This is a genomic window from Usitatibacter rugosus, assembly GCF_013003965.1.
GTDB classification, from domain to species: domain Bacteria; phylum Pseudomonadota; class Gammaproteobacteria; order Burkholderiales; family Usitatibacteraceae; genus Usitatibacter; species Usitatibacter rugosus.
In genome coordinates this window covers 1,666,068-1,683,539 of sequence record NZ_CP053069.1, presented here as the reverse complement: position 1 = coordinate 1,683,539, position 17,472 = coordinate 1,666,068, and the positions used below count along the sequence as shown (strand labels likewise).

The window sequence follows — 17,472 nt, the reverse complement described above, 5'->3', positions numbered from 1 at the left end:
ACGGTACGTATGAATGCCCAGCCGGATGCACCCCGCACCCCCCGGGACCCCGAGAAGACCCGGGACCGGATCCTCGACGCCGCCCAGGCCCTGATCCTCGAAGCCGGATTCAGCGCCACGACCGTCGACGCCGTGGTGGGCCGGGCGGGCATCACCAAGGGAGCGTTCTTCCACCATTTCGCCAGCAAGGCCGCCCTCGCCCACGCCGTCATCGAGCGCTTCGCCGAGTGGGACCGCAAGATGCTCGAGCAGATGGTCGTTCGGGCCGAACGGATCGCCAGCGATCCGCTGCAGCAGCTCCTCACGCTCCTGGCCCTCTACGAGGAAGTCTTCGAGACGCAGGGTGATCCTTCGTCGGGCTGCCTCTTCGCTTCTTACATCTACGAGAAGAAGCTCTTCGGGCCGGAGACGATCGACGTGCTGCGCGGCTCGGTGCGGGAATGGCGGCGCGTCATGCGCCACAGGCTCGAGCTCGTGCTCGTGAAGTACAAGGCGCGGCGCGAGGTGGATCTCGACACCCTGGCCGACCTCTTCTATTCGCTCACCGAGGGCGCGTACGTCATGACCAAGACCCTGGACGACCGCCGGCTGCTCGCCAGGCAGACGCGCGAGCTGCGCAATTACTTCGAGCTGCTGTTCGAACCGCGCTGATCAGGCGGCGACGGGTCGGGCCATGCGGATGGCCGGAAGCTTCACCGCGCGGATGGCCGCGGAGATCGTCTCGACGGCCAGCGGCCGGTCGAAACTGGTGCGCCATGCGAGCGCGATCTTGCGCGACGGTGCCGGCGACGAGAACGGCACGATGCGAAGCAGCTTCGACGCGTAGCGCGGCACGAGTGCCGTGGCCGGCAAGACACTGACACCCAACCCCGAAGCCACCATGTTGCGGATGGTCTCCAGCGAGCTGCCGGCGCGGCCGTCGGGAAGCGCCGTGTTCGACTGGCCCGGGCAGGCTTCCAGCACCTGGTCTCGGAAGCAGTGTCCGCTGTTCAGCACCAGCAGGTTCTCGTCGTTCAGCTCCGCGGGCTTCACCGTCTTGCGGTTGGCCCAGGGGTGGTCCTGCGGCACGACGATGGAGAACGGCTCCTCGTAGAGGAAATCGGTCTTCACGCCCGGCATGGAAAAAGGCAGAGCGATGATCACCACGTCCAGGTCGCCCTCGCGAAGCATGGGGGCCAGGTTGCCGGTGAGGTTCTCCTCGATCACCAGCGGCATGGCGGGAGCGGTCTTGCGCAGGATGGGGATGAGCTCGGGGAGCAGGTAGGGACCGATGGTCGGGATGACACCGATGCGAAGCGCCCCGGCCAACTGGTCCTGCGCCCCGCGGGCGAGATGCGTGATCTTGCCGACCTCGTCCAGTACCCGGCGCGCCTGCTCCACCACCGCCTGGCCGCGCGGCGTGGCGCGCACCTCGTTCTTGTTGCGCTCGAAGAGCTTCATCCCCAGCTCATCCTCGAGCTTGGCGAGGGCGAGCGAGAGCGTGGGCTGCGTCACGAAGCACTTCTGCGCGGCGCGGCCGAAGTGGCGCTCCTGCGCGAGGGCGACGACGTATTTCAGTTCGGTGAGGGTCATGGCGGCGAGCGGATTCTCGAGAGCGCGAGCGAAATGAAACGGCTCGATAGGGGCTGGCTATCGAAAGTATAACCACAATCAATTGGAAGAATCAATCAGAACTCTTCAAACTCGGGGCTGTCCTAATTGAACAATCGAACCGGAGACATCCCATGCTGAAGACTCGCGAAGGCCAGAAGATCCCCCAGGTCACGTTCCGCACCCGCAACGACGGCCAGTGGGGCAGCGTCACCACGGACGAGATTTTCAACGGCCGCAACGTGGTCGTGTTCGCCCTCCCCGGCGCGTACACGCCCACCTGTTCGTCCACGCACCTGCCGCGCTACAACGAGCTCGCCGCCACCTTCTCCAAGCTGGGCGTGGACGAGATCGTCTGCCTGTCGGTGAACGACCCGTTCGTGATGGCCGAGTGGCAGAAGGACCAGAACGCGCCCGAGATCACCTTCATCGCCGACGGCAACGGAGAGTTCAGCGAGAAGATGGGCATGCTGGTCGACAAGTCCGACCTCGGCTTCGGCAAGCGCTCGTGGCGCTACTCGATGCTCGTGAAGGACGGCACGATCGTGAAGCAGTTCGTCGAGCCCGAGAAGGAAGGCGATCCGTTCGAGGTCTCCGACGCCGACACGATGCTGAAGTACCTCTCGCCGACGACGGCCGCGCCGGAGCCGGTGGTGATCTTCGCCAAGCCGGGCTGCCCGCACTGCGCCCGCGCGAAGGAAGTGCTGGAGGCGAACAACGTCGCCTACGAGGAAGTCGCGATGGGCAAGGGCGTCACGTTCTCGACGATCCGCGCGGTCTCCGGCAAGGGCACGGCCCCGCAGGTCTTCATCGGTGGCAAGCTGATCGGCGGCGCGGACGAAGTCGAAGCGTACTTCTCGAAGGACAAGCGTAAGGCGGCCTGAGCACGGCCGACTCAAGGGGACATGGACACGCTCAAAGTGATCGACACCCTCAAGGTGGATGTGGCTGTCATCGGAGCCGGCACCGCCGGGCTTGCCGCCTATCGCGCCGTCAAGGCGCGGGGCGGCAAGGCCGTCGTGATCGAGGGCGGCCCGTACGGAACGACCTGCGCCCGCGTGGGTTGCATGCCGTCCAAGCTGCTGATCGCCGCGGCCGAGGCGTCGCACGCGATCGACCGCGCTCCGGGTTTCGGCGTGCACGTGGATGGCGTGAAGCGCATCGACGGGCGCCAGGTGATGGCGCGCGTGAAGGCCGAGCGCGACCGCTTCGTGGGCTTCGTCATCGCGGGCGTGGACAAGATCCCCGAGGCGGACCGCATCCGCGGCTTCGCCGAGTTCGTGGACCGCAACACCCTCCAGGTCGTGAACGGGCCGAGAATTTCCGCGCGCTCGATCGTGATCGCCACGGGCTCGCGTCCGAATGTCCCGCCGATCCTCGCCAACCTCGGCGACCGGCTCGTCATCAACGACGACGTCTTCATGTGGGACGACCTGCCCAAATCCGTCGCGGTCTTCGGCCCCGGCGTGATCGGGCTCGAGCTGGGCCAGTCGCTCGCGCGCCTCGGCGTTCGCGTCGTGGTGCTGGGGCGCGGCGGCCGCGTCGGTCCGATCTCGGATCCGGTGGTGAAGGCCGCGGCCGTCAAGGCCTTCTCGCGTGACTTCTGCCTCGATCCCGATGCGCACGTCGCGCGCGTGGAGCGCAAGGGCGACGAAGTCGAAGTGGAGTACGTGAACTGCGACGGCAAGACCGTGATCGAGCGTTTCGAGTACGTGCTCGCCGCGACCGGCCGCACGCCCAACATCGACAAGCTCGCGATCGCCAATGCGCATCTCGAGCCGGGCCTCTTCGGCGTGCCCGCGTACGACCGCAAGACGCTCCAGGTCGGCGACACGCCGATCTTCATCGCGGGCGACGCGGCGAACGACATGCCGCTCTTGCACGAAGCGGCCGACGAAGGCCGCATCGCCGGCGAGAACGCGATGCGCTTCCCGGCCGTCTCGCCGGGCCTGCGCCGCGCTCCGCTCGGCGTGGTTTTCTCCGATCCGCAGATCGCGATCGTGGGCGGCGGCATGGCGGCGCTCGCCAAGGGCACGTTCGTTTCGGGCGAAGTCTCGTTCGAGGACCAAGGTCGTTCGCGCGTGATGTTGCGCAACCACGGCCACCTCTGCGTCTACGGCGATTCCGCCGACGGCCGCTTCCTCGGTGCCGAGATGGTGGGCCCGGACGCCGAGCACATCGGCCACCTGCTCGCGTGGGCGCTGCAGGCGCGCATGACCGTGGCGCAGATGCTCGACATGCCCTTCTACCACCCGGTGGTCGAGGAAGGCCTGCGCACGGCGCTGCGCGACCTGGACGCCAAGCTGCGAGAAGCCCGCAAGATCGCCGCCTGAAGCGCGCGACCCGGTTACCGATAGCGGAGCCGGCCTCCTTCATTCGAACGGTGTATTCTCGCCGCACAACGAATGAAGTGGTCTGGCCCCGTTATTGTTTCAACCAAGAGGGTCCCGCCAACATGAAGAAGTTCGGTTTCAAGATCCAGACCCGCGCCGGGGGAACCGTCGACAACCTGGTGATCCAGGGGCGGGACCGCGACGAAGCCGAGCGGAAGCTCCGGCAGGTCTACCACCACTGCCAGATCCTCGAGGAGAAGCTGCTCGCCGACCCGGTGCCGGACGACGCGAGCCAGCTGGAGGGCGTGATCTCGCTCATCACGAGCGAGACGGATGCCGCGCCGGACCCCACGAAGGGCAGCCCGGGCACCTAGGCGCTAGGCGACGGCGGCGATGAACTGCGGCACGGCAACAGGTGCCGGTGCCGCGGGACGGTGGCCGAAGAACCCGGCCTGGCCCAGCTCCTCGTAGAGCGCGCGATAGTCGGCCGCGCCGCGAGAAGAATTATCGTGCGTGAAGACGTCCTCGTTCTTGTACGGGCTCTCGGCGATCGACACCGTCTCCGAGATGCGCGACTCGCAAAGATCCGCGCCCAGCTTCTCCTTGAACGTCGCGAGGATGTCCCAGGACATCTTGCGGCGACCGTCGAAGCGCGTGATCACGTAGCGGCGCTCCATGCGGTGGCCGAGCACGCGCTGCAGCGCGTTCAGCGTCTTCTCGACTTGAATCGCACCCTTCACGGCGAGGTAGTCCGCGGACACGGGGATCAGCACGCGATCGGCGGCGAACAGCGCGGAGAGCGACAGCACGCCCAGCATCGGGCAGCAGTCGATCACCACGGGGCGGTCGCCGTTCAGGCGCTCGCGATCCAGGCCATGCCGAAGCTTGTTGAGCACGTTCGGCCCCTTGCCGAACTGCGTGTCCACTTTCGAGAGCTCGAGATGCGCGGGAATGATCTCCCAGCCGCCGTGCGCGTTGCGCACGAGGTCGGCGAGCGGCCGCGATCCCTTGAAGTATCCGTACACGCTGTCGTCCGCCCCGACGGTGCCGGGACAAGCGATCGCAGTGAGGTGGGCCTGCGCATCGAGATCGATGGCGAGCGGGTCGTAGCCTTCGCGCGCGAGCGCGGCGGCGAGATTCAGGGTCGTCGTGGTCTTTCCCACGCCACCCTTGTGGTTGAAAACGGCGATACGAGCCACGGCAAGGCTCCCCTTAGTTCAAGCGCCGGTTTGAGTTAACTCCCTGATGGATCGGGACTTTCGGAGTCCTCTGATTCCAGTCTATGCGCCCAATCAGTCACTTGGCAAGTTTTCCAAAGAATAGGCTTTAGAAAGCTGCCTGAACTCCCTGACGCAATTCCGTAACCAGGACGTGCGTTTGTTGGAAGAGGTGGCGTGTGAAATAATCCGCGCGACCTGCCACCGGTATTCCGAATGACTCCCGAAACCATCTACGCCAAGTCCGCCAAGGGCATCCAGGAAATCGAGACCCGCGCCCACAAGCTGGGGTCCCGGCTACGCCAGGCCCTGATCCGCATCGACGGCATCCGCACCATGGACGAGCTGATCGAGGAAGCCGGCGAGATGGCCGAGGCCTTCGTGGGTCATGTCGAGGAGCTGGAGAAGGAAGGCTTCATCACCGACGTCACCTCCGACGAGGCCGTCACCACCGCGCCGCTCACCGCTCCCATTCCGGAGCCCGCACCGGTGCAGCACGCGCCCCGCCCTGCCGCACCCGCTCCGGCTCCGGCGCCGAGGCCCGAACCCGTGGCCCCCAAACCCGAGCACCACGCCCCGGCCCCCGCTGCTCACAAGCCCGCGGCGCCCAGGCCCGCCGTGCCGCCCGAAGCGGTCGAATACAACTCGCCCGTGAAGTTCAAGCTGCAGGACTTGCTTGTCGAGGCGCTGGGCATGGAGACGGGCAAGGCCGGCGTCGCGCTCGGCAACTGCCGCAACCGCGACGACCTCGCCCGCTGGGTGGACCTGGTCGTGGGGCCGATCGAGTCGACGGCCGGCCGCGCGAAGGCCAAGGCCTTCCACAAGGCCGCGAAGAAGCTGATCGGCGGCTAGCCCGGGCGCACCGCGTCCGGGAAGGCCTGCGCGAACTCGCGCAGGTTGTCCGTGAACATCCCGTCCACGCCCATCGCGAAGAGATCCTTCGCGCGCGCCACGTCGTTCACCGTATAGGCCATCACCCGGATGCCGAGCTCGTGCAGGCGGTCGATGAGCGCGCGCTCCAGGTACTCGTGGTTCGTGTGCACCGAGGTCGCATCGAGCGCCTCGAGTCGCGTCCAGTCGAGCTCGCCGATCTGCTTGGTGAGCCAGCCGCGCGGCAGCTCCGGCGCCATCACCTGCGCGGACGAGAGCGCCTCGAAGGAGAACGACGAGAGCAGGGGTGCCACCGGAGCGCCCTTCCACAACTCGGCGGCGAGCGCGGCCACGTGCAGCCCCGTTTCCTTCTCGCGTCCCGGGCTGGGCTTGATCTCGACGTGGGCGATGGTCTTCTTCGACTGCAGCAGGCGGGCGACCTCGTCGAAGCGCGGGATGCGCTCGTCCTTGAAGGGCGCCGAGTGCCAGGCCCCCGCGTCGAGCGCGGCGAGATCGCGCCAGTCCAACTTCGCGGCATCGCCCTTGCCGCTGGTGGTGCGCTCGAGCGTCGAGTCGTGCAGCAGCATCGCCACGCCGTCGCGCGAGAGCTTCACGTCGAACTCGGCGGCGAGATAACCCAGCTCCTGTCCGAGCTTGAAGGCCGCGATCGTGTTCTCGGGAGCGAGCGTGCCGCCGCCGCGGTGGGCGACCAGCTTCGGATAAGGCCAGGGTTTGTTCATGCGGGCAGGCGAGCCAGGCTCGCGTACGTGAGGTAGAAACAGATGAAGGCGTAGAGAGCCGCGAGCACATCGTCGGCCATCACGCCCAGGCCGCCCGGGATTCGTTTCTCGAGCTGGCGGATCGGGAACGGCTTCCAGATATCGAAGAGCCGGAAGAGCACGAAGGCGAAGACCTGCGGGCCGATCGTGGCGGCGAACGCGGCGAGCGGCAGGAACGCCACGACTTCGTCCCACACGATCGAGCCCGAATCCATCACGCCGAGCGCGCGGCCCGTGACGCCGCACGCCCAGATGCCGACGAGGAAGAGCGGGATCGCGAGGAGCGCGATGGCGAGCGGAGGGAGGAAGGGCTGCAGCGCCCAGCACAGCAGCAGGCCGACAACGGTGCCGAAGGTGCCCGGTGCTTTCGGTGCCAGGCCCGCGCCGAACCCCAGCGCGATGAAGTGCGCCGGATGCGCGAGCAGGAACCGCGCGTCAGGACGCCGCGAAATGGTCGAAGCCGTAGCCATCGAGGGCCACGGCCTTGCCGCCGGCGTCGACGAGGCTGACACCCTTGCCGCGGGAGACCGTGCCGATGCGCGTGAGGGGCACGCCGAGGATCTCGGCGAGCTCGGCGATCGACTCGCGCGAGTTGGACGCCGCGGTGAAGCAGAGCTCGTAGTCGTCGCCTCCCGCCACGATGGCGGTGAGGCCTTCCTTCAGCCCGATGTGCTTGCGGCCGATCGCCGAGACCGGGATCAATGGCAGCTCCACCTTCGCGCCCACGTTCGAGAGGCGGCAGATGTGGTGGATGTCGGCGAGCAGGCCGTCGGAGATGTCGATGGCACTGGTGGCGAGGCCGCGCAGCGCCTGGCCCAGGGCCACGCGCGGCGTGGGTTCGTAGAGGCGCATCACGGCCTCGCGATAGTCCGCCTCGGCGAGCACCACCTTGCCGTGCCGGTGGGCGACGGCGAGCGCCGCATCGCCCACGGAGCCCGAGACCCAGATGTCGTGGCCGGCCTTGGCACCGCCGCGGCGCAGCGCCGCGCCCGCGGGCACCTCGCCCATGATCGTGACCGTCATCGCGAGCGGACCCCGCGTCGTATCGCCGCCGATCAGCGAGACGTTGAATTCCTCGGCGAGGTCGAAGAAGCCCTTCGCGAATGCCGCGAGCCAGTCGTGGTCCACCGAAGGCAGCGTGAGCGCCAGCGTGGCCCAGTACGGCATGGCGCCCATGGCGGCCATGTCCGAGAGGTTCACCGCGAGCGACTTGTGGCCGAGGTTCTCGGGATCCACGTCGGGGAAGAAGTGCGTGCCCGAGACCATCGTGTCGGTCGAGACGGCGAGGTCCATGCCGTTGGAGACGTCGATGAGCGCGGCATCGTCGCCCACGCCCAGCACGGCGTTGGCCGCCGGCCGCGTGAAGTGGCGCGCGATGAGGTCGAACTCGGAGGTGAGCTTTTCGGTCTGGGTCGTCATGCGGTCTTCGTCCGGGCCTTGATCTCGTCGGGGCGGACCTCGGCGGCGAGCTTGTCGAGGATGCCGTTCACGTACTTGTGACCATCGGTGCCGCCGAATCGTTTCGCGAGCTCGATCCCCTCGTTGATCGTGACCCGGTACGGCACTTCGGGCATGTGCACGAGCTCGAAGGCGCCGATCAGCAGGATCGCCTTCTCCACCGGCGTCACCTCCGACCACTTGCGGTCGACGAAGGGCTTCACCCTCGCCTCGAGGGACACGTGCTCTTTCAGCACGCCGCCCAGGAGCGTACGCAGGAAGTCGTTGTCGGCGCTACCGTAGTGCTCGAGCTCGGAGAGGTTCTCCAGCAGCACGGAGAGGCTCGCCGGATTGACCTGCCATTGGTAGAGGCCCTGCAGGGCCACTTCGCGGGCGCGGCGGCGCGGCGGGATCTTCATGGACCGATCGCCCGCATGAGGTTCGCCATCTCGACGGCCACCCTCGCCGCCTCGGCGCCCTTCACGGCGGCGCGCTCCTTCGCCTGCGCCTCGTCGTTCGTGGTGAGCACGGCGTTGGCGATGGGGATGCCGGTCTCGAGCTGCACCTCGACGATGCCGCGCGCGCTTTCGTTGGCGACCACCTCGAAATGATAGGTCTCGCCGCGCACCACGGCACCCAGTGCGACGAGCGCGTCATAGCGATGCGCGAAGCCGCGGCGCTCGAGTGCGAGGGCCTGGAGTGCCAGCGGCAGCTCGAGGGCGCCCGGCACCGAGACCACGTCGATGTCCTCCGCGGCGACACCCAGCTCGACCAGCTGGCGGTCGCAGGCGGTGAGGAGCTCGCGCACGATCTCCTCGTTGAAGCGGCTCCACGCGATGCCCACGCGGAGGCCCGCGCCTTTGAGTTCCGGCGTGACGACGGTCATGGCTGGCTCCTACCCGACCTTCGAGAGGCTTGCGTCTCCCGGTGCGACGTACTCGACGACCTCGAGCCCGAAGCCCGCCATGCTCGGGATCTTCTTCGGCCGCGCGAGCACGCGCATGCGGCCCACGCCGAGGTCCTTCAGGATCTGGGCTCCGATGCCGTGCAGGCGCGGGTCCCACTTGCGCGGTTGCGCGCGCGACGAGCCGGTGAGGCGATCCAGCGTCTCGGCCGTGTCCTCGGGGCGGCGCAGAAGCACGATCACGCCCTCCTTCTGGTGGGCGACGATGCGCATGGCGTCCTGCACCGAATAGGCGTGGCGCGTGGAATCGAAATCGAACGCGTCGAGCGAGACGAACGGCTCGTGCACGCGGACCAGCACTGGACGGTCGGGAGCGGGCTGGCCACGCACCAGGGCGTAGTGCATCTCGTCGGCCGCGGTGTCGTGGTACACGACGAGGCGGAACGGGCCGTAAGGCGTGTTGATGGCCTTCTCCGACACGCGCTCGACCAGCTTCTCGGTCTCGAGGCGGTGGCGGATCAGGTCGGTGATGGTGCCGAGCTTCAGGCCGTGCTCGCGCGCGAACTCGATGAGGTCGGGCAGTCGGGCCATCTCGCCATCGGCCTTCATCACCTCGCAGATCACCGAGGCGGGCGTGAGGCCGGCCATCTCGGGCAGGTCGCAGCCGGCTTCGGTGTGGCCGGCACGCACGAGCACGCCGCCCTTCTGCGCCATGATCGGGAAGATGTGGCCGGGCTGGACGATGTCCGACGGGCTCACATGCTTCGCGGTGGCGACGCGGACGGTGCGAGCACGATCGGCGGCGGAGATGCCGGTCGTCACGCCGGTAGCCGCCTCGATCGACGCGGTGAACGCCGTGCCGTAGCGGGTGCGGTTGTCGTTCACCATCAGCGAGAGGTTCAACTGCCGGCAGCGCTCCTCGGTGAGGGTAAGGCAGATCAAGCCGCGCGCGTGCGTGGCCATGAAGTTGATCGCCTCGGGCGTGACGAAGTCCGCGGCGAGGACGATATCCCCCTCGTTTTCACGGTCTTCCTCGTCCACCAGCACGACCATGCGGCCGAGCCGGAGCTCTTCGATGATTTCGGGCGTGGATGCGATGGCCATAGACCGCTATTTTGCCCGATTCCCACGCCCTCCACCCTACGGAGTGCGTCTTGCGCCCGCGATTCGTCCGTCATAGGCGCAACCGTTGCCCGCCGTACTGGTGAGGCGTGCGGAAAGTGCGGTGACCTGCGCGTTCACCTCGAAGGCCTGGAAGTTGCCCGACGTGCCGTTGGTGCAGGTGAAATTGCCCGTCACGAATCCGAAATGCCCGCCCTGGGCATAGGGGCCCGCGTACGTGCAGCTTGCCGCGGCGCCGGCGAACGTCATCTGCACGCCGTTGGCGTCGTGCTGGATGGCCCAGGTACCCGGCTCCTCGCGGTAGCCGGAATCGCCCCCGGCCGGACAGCCGCTGTACGTGCCGACCCGCCCGCCGAGGAAGTTGCCCGTCATGATGTTCGAGAGCCACGTGAGCCGCGTCACGGGCTTCACCACGGCGACATTGTCGATCGAATACGCGATCGTCCCGGTCGTGAGGTTGGTGAGCGTGAACGTGGCCGTGCCCACCGCGCGCCTGGTGACCGATGCCGGATCGAACTGCAGCGTGGTGTACGGCGTCCCGGTCGTCTGGTAGAGCGTGCCCGTGTACGTGGTCCCCGACGCGGTGACGCCGGAGAACGGCATGCTCGGGGCCACGAACCACGTCGCCTGGTTGCCCGGCCCGTAGAGATAGAGCACGGCGAACAGCGTGTCGTTCTGCTGCGCGATGGTCAGGCCCCAGCCCGATTCGTTCGGGTTGTACCAGGCGTCGCTGGTGTCGGTGGCGAACGAGGTGGCCTGCGCGGCCGTGGAAAGGATGGCGGCGACGAACGCCACCGACTGCAGGAGCTTCTTCATGCGGACCTCCGTGTGCGCCGGGACGTCCGGCGTGACGGTCAGGCCCGCTCGCCGCTTCCCGGAAGGGACAGCCGCTCGAGGTATCGCGCGACCATGTCGACCTCCACGTTGACTCGCGAGCCGCGCGCGAGGTTCCGGAAAGTGGTCACGGCGCGCGTGTGCGGAATGATGTTCACTTCGAAGCGCGAACCTTCTACCGAATTCACAGTAAGACTTACTCCGTCGATCGCGATCGAGCCCTTCTTCGCGATGTAGCGGCCCAGCGCCGCGGGCGCCTCGACCTCCAGGCGCCAGCTTCCGCCGACGTCCTCGAATGCCGTGACCGTGCCGACGCCGTCCACGTGACCTTGCATCAGGTGACCGCCGAGGCGATCGGACAGGCGCAGCGATTTCTCCAGGTTCACGTCGCGGCCGGCCTCGAGGCCGGTCGTGACCAAGAGGGTTGCGCGGGAGGTATCCACGTCAAACCCGTTCGCGTCCATCGCGACCACGGTGTGGCACACGCCCTGGATCGCGATCGAGTCGCCGAGTCCCACGTCGTCCATGCCGAGCGCCTTGGCGTCGATGCGCAGCCGCATCCCGTCGCCCTGCGGCTCCGCTTTCGAGATGCGCCCGACCGCCGTCACGATGCCGGTGAACATCAGCCCTCCATCCGGAGTGTCAGTCGAAGGTCCTCGCCCACCTGCCGAACATCGACGAGACGTGGGCGCAGCGCCTGCTCGAGCGAGGTGAACTCGGGCAAGGCGAAGAGGCTCTGTGCCGTGTCGCCGAAGAACCTGGGGGCGAGGTAGAGGACGATCTCGTCGATGACGCCCGCGGCCAGCAGCGAGCCATTCAGCTTGGCGCCCGTCTCGATCGTCACCTCGTTGAAGCCCCGCTCGCCCAGTGCTCGCGCGATCGCCGCGAGGTCGGTCTTGCCGGGCTTGGCGGGATCGGTCGGCGCGGTGACGACCTCGGCACCGAGTCCTTCGAGGAGCGCTCGCTTCGCCTTGTCCTCGCTCACCGTGAAGATGATCGGCGGCTCGCCACGCAGCAGGCGGGCCTCGAGGCCGATGTCGAGGCGGCTGTCGATGAGGATGCGCCGAGGCTGGCGCGAGCTGGGAACGTCGCGCACGGTGAGCTCCGGATCGTCACGCAGCACGGTGCCGATGCCGGTCAGCATTGCGCAGGATCGAGCCCGCAACGCATGCACGTCGCGGCGCGCGGCTTCGCCCGTGATCCATTTCGATTCGCCGTTGGCGAGCGCGATACGCCCGTCGAGCGAAGCCGCGGCCTTGATGCGCATCCACGGCCGGCCCTTCGTCATGCGCGTGAGGTAGCCGCGATGCGCGTCTCGCGCCTGCGCTTCCATCAATCCCGTCTCGTAGCCGATGCCCGCATCCCGAAGCCGGGCCCCGCCCTGCCCCTTCACCTTCGGGTTCGGATCCTCGAGCGCGGCGAGCACGCGCGCGACCCCGGCCTTCACCAGCGCATCGGCACAAGGCGGCGTGCGGCCCACGTGGCTGCAGGGCTCGAGCGTCACGTAGGCGGTGGCGCCTTCCGGGGATTCGCTCGCGGCCGCCAGCGCATTCGCCTCGGCGTGCGGCTCGCCCGCCTTCGCGTGCCAGCCCTCGCCGATGATGCGGCCGCCCTTCACGAGGACGCAGCCGACGTTGGGATTGGGCGTGGATGTGTCGCGACCCTTTGCCGTGAGGGCGATGGCGCGCGACATGAAGACGTGGTCTTCGGCGGAGAACATCATCGGTGGATCCCCGACGACTCGGGGATGCGGGCCAAATGAGCGACGGCACGAGCCGTCATTTGTCCCGCACTTCCCGAATCGCGTCGCGGAAATCCTCGACGTCCGAGAAGCTCTTGTAGACCGACGCGAAGCGGATGTACGCAACCTTGTCGAGCTTGCGCAGCTCCTCCATCACCATCTCGCCCAGGCGGCGGGAATCGATTTCGCGTTCGCCGATCGCGAGCAGCTTCTGCTCGATGCGCGTGATGGCCGCGTCCACGAGCTCCGTGGTCACGGGGCGCTTGTGCAGCGCGCGCTGGAACCCGGTGCGCAGCTTCGGCGACGAGAAGTCCTCGCGCACGCCGTCGGTCTTCACGATCTGCGGCATGCGCAGCTCCGCCACCTCGTACGTCGTGAAGCGCTTGTTGCACACCTGGCAGCGGCGCCGGCGGCGGATGGAATCGCCCTCCTCGCTCACGCGCGAGTCGATCACTTGCGTGTCCTCGGCGCCGCAGAAGGGGCACTTCATGGCTTATTTCATCCCGAACGTGGCGCGCATCGCCGGGCCGTAGACCGGAAACTTCGCGCACAACGTGTTCACGGCCTCGCCCACCTTCGCGATCGCCGCGTCGTTGCCCGCGGCCTCGAGCGCGTCGGCCACGAGGTTGGCCACCAGCTTCGCCTCCGCGTCCTTGAAGCCGCGCGTGGTCATCGCCGGCGAGCCGATGCGCACGCCGCTGGTGACGAAGGGCTTTTCCGGATCGTTGGGGATCGCGTTCTTGTTGACGGTGATGTGCGCGCGGCCGAGCAGCGCCTCCGCATCCTTGCCCGTCACCTTCTTCGCGCGCAGGTCCACGAGGAACACGTGGCTCTCGGTGCGCCCGGACACGATGCGAAGCCCGCGCTGCGTGAGCGTCTCGGCCATCAGCTTCGCGTTCACGGCGACCTGTTCCTGGTACGCCTTGAACGACGGCTGCAGCGCTTCGTGGAACGCGACCGCCTTCGCCGCGATCACGTGCATGAGCGGCCCGCCCTGGATGCCGGGGAAGATCGTCGAGTTGAGCGCCTTCTCGTGCTGCGCCGAGGCAAGGATCACGCCGCCGCGCGGCCCGCGCAGTGTCTTGTGCGTGGTGCTGGTGACGAAATCGGCGATGCCCACCGGCGAGGGATACACGCCCGCGGCCACGAGGCCCGCGTAGTGCGCCATGTCGACCATCAGCAGCGCGCCGACTTCGTCCGCGATCTCGCGGAATTTCTTCCAGTCGGTCTTCAGCGCGTAGGCCGAGGCGCCCGCCACGATCATCTTCGGCTTGTGCTCCTTGGCGAGCGAGCGCACCTGGTCGTAGTCGAGCTCTTCCTTCTCGTTCAGCCCGTAGGTGATCGCGTTGAAGATCTTGCCGGAGAGGTTGACGGAGGCACCATGCGTGAGGTGGCCGCCCGCGGCGAGCGACATGCCGAGGATCGTGTCGCCGGGCTTGAGCATCGCGAAGTAGACCGCTTGATTCGCCTGCGAGCCGGAGTGCGGTTGCACGTTGGCGTATTCGGCGCCGAAGAGCCTCTTCACGCGCTCGATGGCGAGGGCTTCCACGACGTCGACGAATTCGCAGCCGCCGTAGTAGCGCTTGCCCGGATAGCCTTCCGCGTACTTGTTGGTGAGCACGCTGCCTTGTGCGGCGAGCACCGCGGGGCTGGCGTAGTTCTCGGAGGCGATCAGCTCGATGCCCGTTTCCTGGCGCCGGCCCTCGGACTGCATGGCGCTCCAGACTTCGGGATCGATGGCGGCAACGGTGTGCGTGTCGGGAAACATGAGCGCGGGCTTGAAATCAAACGGAAATTTTAGCACGCGCCCCCTGGCCGGCCTCCCGTCCGGTCCACGACCGCGCCGTCTTCGAGCACGCACAGGTGCGGCAATCCCAGCCCGGCCAGCCATTCCTGGCCGCTGTCCGCCCCTTTCAGCATCGCGATCGTCGTCGCCGTGCCGGCCACGAGGCAGGTCGGAGCGATCGCGGTCACCGACTGGAAGCCGCGAGCCGAATGGCCGGTGCGCGGATCGAGCACGTGGCAGTGCCGCACGCCCTCCACCTCGACATACCGCTCGTAGTCGCCGCTCGTGGCGAGCGCCCCGGATGAAACATCCACCGTCGCCACCACCGTCCCCGCGCGGCGCGGATGCTGCACGCCCACGCGCCACGGCGCGCGGCCCGGTTGCGGCCCCGTAATCGCAAGATCGCCGGCCATGTTCACCATCGCGCCCTCGATGCCGTGCTCGAGCAGGACGGCCACCGCGCGATCCACGGCGTACTCCTTGCCGAAGCCGCCGAAGTCGAGCTCCATGCCGGCCTCGGGCAGTCGCACGGTGTTCTCGGATCTCTCGACACGCGACCAGCCGATGCGCACCCGCAGCGGCCCGAGCTCGCGCTCGGTCGGAACGCGAGCCTTCTTGAAATCCCAGGCGCGCCGGAGCACGCCGGACGTGGCATCGAAGAGTCCGCCGCTCATCTGGTAGCAGGAGTCGGCATAGGCGAGGAGCTGGGCCGTCTCCGCGTCGATGGCCACCGGATCGCCGCCCGCGGCGGCATTGATGCGCGAGACCACGCTCTCGGGGCGATAGCGGGAGTACTTCGCCTCGATGCGGCGCACTTCCTCGATGGCGAGCGCCGCGGCGAAGCGCGCGGCCTCCGGCGTGGCCGCGTGCACCTGGACCTCGTTCGTGGCGGCCATCGCCTGGAACGTGAACGGGTACAGCGTCATCTCGGGATCAGAACGACTTTACGATCGTGACGAGGCCATAGTACGCGCGGAGCGGCACGAAGCCTTCGGTGCCGCCGCCCGGGCGCAGGTTCGCGGCGTTGTAGTAGTAGCCCGCCGTGCCCTCGACCGTGATGGTGTCCAGGCGCCACGTGAGCCGCACCGACGGCGAGAGGCCGCCGAACGCGGCGAGGCGCTGGTCGCTCGAGAGCGTCTCGGGCGGCGGGCGCGGCACGACCTGGCCGTAGAAGTCCGCCGCGGACTGCGTGTAGTAGCGCAGCGCCGGCCGCACCGACCACGCCTCCGAGAAGTCCCACTGGTAGGCCACCTCGAGCGTGTGCGCGGAGATGCCCCAATCGTCGTGGTAGTAGCGATAGTCGGCCTGCAAGGTGCCGCGGCCGGGATCGTGGTGGCGGAAGCGCGTGAGCCACGCGAGCGTGTCGCGCTCGGAAGGCCGCGTGTCGTCGTACAGGGTGGGAAGCTCCGCGTCCGGATAGAACGTGAGCGTGCGTTTGTAGGGATCGTTGTAGTAACCCTTGCCGCGGCTCCACTGCAGCGACGATTGCACCAGCGCCGTGGACGAGATCACCTGGGTGATGCCGAGCAGGTACTCCTTCGTGTCGCGGCGCTCGTCGAGATCCGGGTTGTCGGCGGAGCCCACGCGGTCGTTCGACTTGCCGTAGCCGGCGGCGAACGTGGTGAGCTTGCCCTCCAGCTCGTAGGTGGCGTCGAGGCCGAAGGCTCGCGAGCGGTAGTCCTCCTCGTTCGACACGGCCCGAGAGGCTCCGAGCGTGAGCGGCCCGAAGCGCCGCGTCACCTTCAGGTCGCCCGCCGTTCGGCGATCGCTGATGGACGCACCGGTGACCGTCCGCATCGGCGAGCCCGACTGATTGCTCACGAGCTCCGGCGACGCCCCGGTGACGATGTCCACGAGGGCGCTCGCGCTCACCGTCCAGTTGTCGCCGATCTGCGCCTTGCCCCACATCAGCGGCTCGGAGATCTTCATGAGGCCGCGTTCCTTGTAGCCGAGGAGCGCGAAGCCGATCTCGCCCACCTCCGCCGCCTGCGCCCGGACCGGAAGTGCCAGCACGGGAAGCGCCAGGGCCGCTCGCATCAGGATGGCGAGCGTTGCCCCGTTCGTTTCGCGCTGGGCTTCCTTCTCGCTGGCCTCAGTTGCAGCCACAGCCACCTCCGCCGACCGCGCCGCCGCCGGCGGCCGCTTCCTTCGAGGCGTACGTCTTGTCGAGCGCGCGCGCCGGAGCCGCGGGATCGAGCCCCATGTCGGGACGGGCGAGATAGCCGCGCTCCCAGGGCGCGACGCTCGCACAGCCGGACAGCGCCACCACCGCAAGGACCGCGAGCACTGCCCTCACGGCTTCACCGCCAGGAGATCCTGGACCTGCTTCGCGAGCGCCGCCTCGGTGTCCGCGTTGAACCCGCGCAGGACCTGGCGCACCGTGCCGGTGCGGTCGATGAGGTAGCCGCTCGGCATCGTCTTCACATCGAAGGCCTTGGCGACCGAATCGCCTGCATCGGTGGCGAGCGGGAACGAGACCGGGAAGCGCCGCAGGAAGCGCTCGGCTTCCGCGAGGCTCACGTCCTTGTTCACCCCGATCACCACGAAGCCCTGGTCCTTGTGCTTGCCGTAGAGCGTGCGCAGCGCCGGCATGGACCGCAGGCAGGGCGTGCACCACGAGGCCCAGAAGTCGACGTAGACCACGCTGCCCTTCAGTGCCGCGAGCGTGGGCGGAACGGTGGAATCGGAGAGCGGCTTGAACGCCACGGCCGGAGCCGGAGCGCCGACCTCGACCGCGAAAGCGGCGCCGGCACAGGCGAAAAAGAGCGTGGACAGCAGGCTAATGAAAGGTTTGGTCATGGGCAATCCCCGTATAATCCCGCGACAACAAGACAGTCGTTCGTATTATTCCGGGGACCC

The 17,472-nt window shown here is 67.8% G+C and carries 22 protein-coding genes; 5 read left to right on the top strand and 17 right to left on the bottom strand.

Annotated features, from left to right (window positions below):
* Positions 1-9 precede the first annotated feature (9 nt).
* On the top strand, positions 10-651 hold the full coding sequence (locus DSM104443_RS08290) for a TetR/AcrR family transcriptional regulator (RefSeq protein ID WP_171091188.1): 642 nt from the start codon (positions 10-12) through the stop codon (positions 649-651).
* On the opposite strand, the gene DSM104443_RS08285 is transcribed toward DSM104443_RS08290, so the two are convergent.
* Complete coding sequence (locus DSM104443_RS08285) at positions 652-1,572, bottom strand: hydrogen peroxide-inducible genes activator (protein WP_171091186.1); 921 nt, start codon at positions 1,570-1,572, stop codon at positions 652-654.
* A gap of 152 nt (positions 1,573-1,724) precedes the next feature.
* On the opposite strand from DSM104443_RS08285, the gene DSM104443_RS08280 reads away from it, so the two are divergent.
* From DSM104443_RS08280 to DSM104443_RS08270, 3 genes are all read left to right on the top strand, one after another.
* Complete coding sequence (locus DSM104443_RS08280) at positions 1,725-2,474, top strand: glutathione peroxidase (RefSeq protein WP_171091185.1); 750 nt, start codon at positions 1,725-1,727, stop codon at positions 2,472-2,474.
* A 21-nt stretch (positions 2,475-2,495) separates the two neighbouring features.
* Positions 2,496-3,923 (top strand): dihydrolipoyl dehydrogenase, encoded by a 1,428-nt coding sequence (locus tag DSM104443_RS08275; protein WP_246232684.1) that lies wholly within the window; start codon positions 2,496-2,498, stop codon positions 3,921-3,923.
* 122 nt (positions 3,924-4,045) lie between these two features.
* A complete protein-coding gene (locus tag DSM104443_RS08270) occupies positions 4,046-4,297 on the top strand; it encodes a hypothetical protein (RefSeq protein ID WP_171088672.1) in 252 nt (83 codons plus the stop codon).
* Between the two features lie 3 nt (positions 4,298-4,300).
* On the opposite strand, the gene DSM104443_RS08265 is transcribed toward DSM104443_RS08270, so the two are convergent.
* Entirely contained in the window at positions 4,301-5,122 is an 822-nt protein-coding gene (locus DSM104443_RS08265) for a ParA family protein (protein WP_171091183.1), read from the bottom strand.
* Positions 5,123-5,356: 234 nt separating this feature from the next.
* Between DSM104443_RS08265 and DSM104443_RS08260 the strand changes: the two genes are divergently transcribed.
* Positions 5,357-5,992: a hypothetical protein gene (locus DSM104443_RS08260; RefSeq protein ID WP_171088671.1), complete on the top strand. Its 636-nt coding sequence runs from the start codon at positions 5,357-5,359 to the stop codon at positions 5,990-5,992.
* Here the strand turns inward: DSM104443_RS08260 and ugpQ are convergent.
* Genes ugpQ through DSM104443_RS08185 form a run of 15 tightly spaced genes read right to left on the bottom strand, consistent with a single transcriptional unit; the run spans position 5,989 to position 17,412 of the window.
* On the bottom strand, positions 5,989-6,750 hold the full coding sequence (gene ugpQ / locus DSM104443_RS08255) for a glycerophosphodiester phosphodiesterase (RefSeq protein WP_171091182.1): 762 nt from the start codon (positions 6,748-6,750) through the stop codon (positions 5,989-5,991). The two genes, DSM104443_RS08260 and ugpQ, sit on opposite strands and share 4 nt — an antisense overlap.
* Positions 6,747-7,259, bottom strand: coding sequence for a phosphatidylglycerophosphatase A family protein (locus DSM104443_RS08250; protein ID WP_171091181.1), 513 nt, complete (start codon positions 7,257-7,259; stop codon positions 6,747-6,749). Before DSM104443_RS08250 ends, ugpQ begins: the two co-directional genes overlap by 4 nt.
* The gene (thiL, locus tag DSM104443_RS08245) at positions 7,225-8,208 is read right to left on the bottom strand and encodes a thiamine-phosphate kinase (protein WP_171091178.1); all 984 of its coding nucleotides are present in this window, start codon (positions 8,206-8,208) and stop codon (positions 7,225-7,227) included. The genes DSM104443_RS08250 and thiL overlap by 35 nt, the downstream gene beginning before the upstream one ends.
* The gene (nusB, locus tag DSM104443_RS08240; protein ID WP_171091176.1) at positions 8,205-8,645 is read right to left on the bottom strand and encodes a transcription antitermination factor NusB; all 441 of its coding nucleotides are present in this window, start codon (positions 8,643-8,645) and stop codon (positions 8,205-8,207) included. Before nusB ends, thiL begins: the two co-directional genes overlap by 4 nt.
* Positions 8,642-9,112, bottom strand: a complete 471-nt coding sequence (ribH, locus tag DSM104443_RS08235) for a 6,7-dimethyl-8-ribityllumazine synthase (RefSeq protein ID WP_171091174.1) — start codon at positions 9,110-9,112, stop codon at positions 8,642-8,644. The genes nusB and ribH overlap by 4 nt, the downstream gene beginning before the upstream one ends.
* Before the next feature lie 9 nt (positions 9,113-9,121).
* Positions 9,122-10,234, bottom strand: coding sequence for a bifunctional 3,4-dihydroxy-2-butanone-4-phosphate synthase/GTP cyclohydrolase II (ribBA, locus tag DSM104443_RS08230; RefSeq protein WP_171091172.1), 1,113 nt, complete (start codon positions 10,232-10,234; stop codon positions 9,122-9,124).
* A 36-nt stretch (positions 10,235-10,270) separates the two neighbouring features.
* Complete coding sequence (locus tag DSM104443_RS08225) at positions 10,271-11,068, bottom strand: hypothetical protein (protein ID WP_171091170.1); 798 nt, start codon at positions 11,066-11,068, stop codon at positions 10,271-10,273.
* Between the two features lie 38 nt (positions 11,069-11,106).
* Positions 11,107-11,709 (bottom strand): riboflavin synthase, encoded by a 603-nt coding sequence (locus DSM104443_RS08220; protein WP_171091168.1) that lies wholly within the window; start codon positions 11,707-11,709, stop codon positions 11,107-11,109.
* Positions 11,709-12,809, bottom strand: coding sequence for a bifunctional diaminohydroxyphosphoribosylaminopyrimidine deaminase/5-amino-6-(5-phosphoribosylamino)uracil reductase RibD (ribD, locus tag DSM104443_RS08215; RefSeq protein ID WP_171091166.1), 1,101 nt, complete (start codon positions 12,807-12,809; stop codon positions 11,709-11,711). The genes DSM104443_RS08220 and ribD overlap by 1 nt, the downstream gene beginning before the upstream one ends.
* Before the next feature lie 55 nt (positions 12,810-12,864).
* The gene (gene nrdR, locus DSM104443_RS08210) at positions 12,865-13,317 is read right to left on the bottom strand and encodes a transcriptional regulator NrdR (RefSeq protein WP_171091164.1); all 453 of its coding nucleotides are present in this window, start codon (positions 13,315-13,317) and stop codon (positions 12,865-12,867) included.
* 3 nt (positions 13,318-13,320) lie between these two features.
* Positions 13,321-14,595 carry a serine hydroxymethyltransferase gene (gene glyA, locus DSM104443_RS08205; RefSeq protein ID WP_171091162.1) on the bottom strand — a complete coding sequence of 425 codons (1,275 nt, stop codon included), beginning with the start codon at positions 14,593-14,595 and terminating at the stop codon, positions 13,321-13,323.
* Positions 14,596-14,624: 29 nt separating this feature from the next.
* Positions 14,625-15,539, bottom strand: a complete 915-nt coding sequence (locus tag DSM104443_RS08200; protein ID WP_171091159.1) for an FAD:protein FMN transferase — start codon at positions 15,537-15,539, stop codon at positions 14,625-14,627.
* A gap of 7 nt (positions 15,540-15,546) precedes the next feature.
* A complete protein-coding gene (locus DSM104443_RS08195) occupies positions 15,547-16,719 on the bottom strand; it encodes a porin (RefSeq protein ID WP_171091156.1) in 1,173 nt (390 codons plus the stop codon).
* Positions 16,706-16,909: a DUF4266 domain-containing protein gene (locus DSM104443_RS08190; protein ID WP_171091154.1), complete on the bottom strand. Its 204-nt coding sequence runs from the start codon at positions 16,907-16,909 to the stop codon at positions 16,706-16,708. The genes DSM104443_RS08195 and DSM104443_RS08190 overlap by 14 nt, the downstream gene beginning before the upstream one ends.
* Positions 16,906-17,412, bottom strand: a complete 507-nt coding sequence (locus tag DSM104443_RS08185; RefSeq protein ID WP_171091152.1) for a TlpA family protein disulfide reductase — start codon at positions 17,410-17,412, stop codon at positions 16,906-16,908. Before DSM104443_RS08185 ends, DSM104443_RS08190 begins: the two co-directional genes overlap by 4 nt.
* Between the last annotated feature and the right edge of the window lie 60 nt (positions 17,413-17,472).

Excerpts from the sequence above, each read along its gene's own strand:
- ribH (WP_171091174.1), bottom strand. The coding sequence starts at position 9,112 with ATGACCGTCGTCACGCCGGAACTCAAAGGCGCGGGCCTCCGCGTGGGC.
- DSM104443_RS08260 (WP_171088671.1), top strand. The coding sequence starts at position 5,357 with ATGACTCCCGAAACCATCTACGCCAAGTCCGCCAAGGGCATCCAGGAA.
- DSM104443_RS08280 (WP_171091185.1), top strand. The coding sequence starts at position 1,725 with ATGCTGAAGACTCGCGAAGGCCAGAAGATCCCCCAGGTCACGTTCCGC.
- DSM104443_RS08250 (WP_171091181.1), bottom strand. The coding sequence starts at position 7,259 with ATGGCTACGGCTTCGACCATTTCGCGGCGTCCTGACGCGCGGTTCCTG.
- ribD (WP_171091166.1), bottom strand. The coding sequence starts at position 12,809 with ATGATGTTCTCCGCCGAAGACCACGTCTTCATGTCGCGCGCCATCGCC.
- DSM104443_RS08270 (WP_171088672.1), top strand. The coding sequence starts at position 4,046 with ATGAAGAAGTTCGGTTTCAAGATCCAGACCCGCGCCGGGGGAACCGTC.
- DSM104443_RS08185 (WP_171091152.1), bottom strand. The coding sequence starts at position 17,412 with ATGACCAAACCTTTCATTAGCCTGCTGTCCACGCTCTTTTTCGCCTGT.
- DSM104443_RS08290 (WP_171091188.1), top strand. The coding sequence starts at position 10 with ATGAATGCCCAGCCGGATGCACCCCGCACCCCCCGGGACCCCGAGAAG.
- nrdR (WP_171091164.1), bottom strand. The coding sequence starts at position 13,317 with ATGAAGTGCCCCTTCTGCGGCGCCGAGGACACGCAAGTGATCGACTCG.
- glyA (WP_171091162.1), bottom strand. The coding sequence starts at position 14,595 with ATGTTTCCCGACACGCACACCGTTGCCGCCATCGATCCCGAAGTCTGG.
- thiL (WP_171091178.1), bottom strand. The coding sequence starts at position 8,208 with ATGACGACCCAGACCGAAAAGCTCACCTCCGAGTTCGACCTCATCGCG.
- DSM104443_RS08200 (WP_171091159.1), bottom strand. The coding sequence starts at position 15,539 with ATGACGCTGTACCCGTTCACGTTCCAGGCGATGGCCGCCACGAACGAG.
- ribBA (WP_171091172.1), bottom strand. The coding sequence starts at position 10,234 with ATGGCCATCGCATCCACGCCCGAAATCATCGAAGAGCTCCGGCTCGGC.
- nusB (WP_171091176.1), bottom strand. The coding sequence starts at position 8,645 with ATGAAGATCCCGCCGCGCCGCCGCGCCCGCGAAGTGGCCCTGCAGGGC.
- DSM104443_RS08285 (WP_171091186.1), bottom strand. The coding sequence starts at position 1,572 with ATGACCCTCACCGAACTGAAATACGTCGTCGCCCTCGCGCAGGAGCGC.
- DSM104443_RS08275 (WP_246232684.1), top strand. The coding sequence starts at position 2,496 with ATGGACACGCTCAAAGTGATCGACACCCTCAAGGTGGATGTGGCTGTC.
- DSM104443_RS08220 (WP_171091168.1), bottom strand. The coding sequence starts at position 11,709 with ATGTTCACCGGCATCGTGACGGCGGTCGGGCGCATCTCGAAAGCGGAG.
- ugpQ (WP_171091182.1), bottom strand. The coding sequence starts at position 6,750 with ATGAACAAACCCTGGCCTTATCCGAAGCTGGTCGCCCACCGCGGCGGC.
- DSM104443_RS08225 (WP_171091170.1), bottom strand. The coding sequence starts at position 11,068 with ATGAAGAAGCTCCTGCAGTCGGTGGCGTTCGTCGCCGCCATCCTTTCC.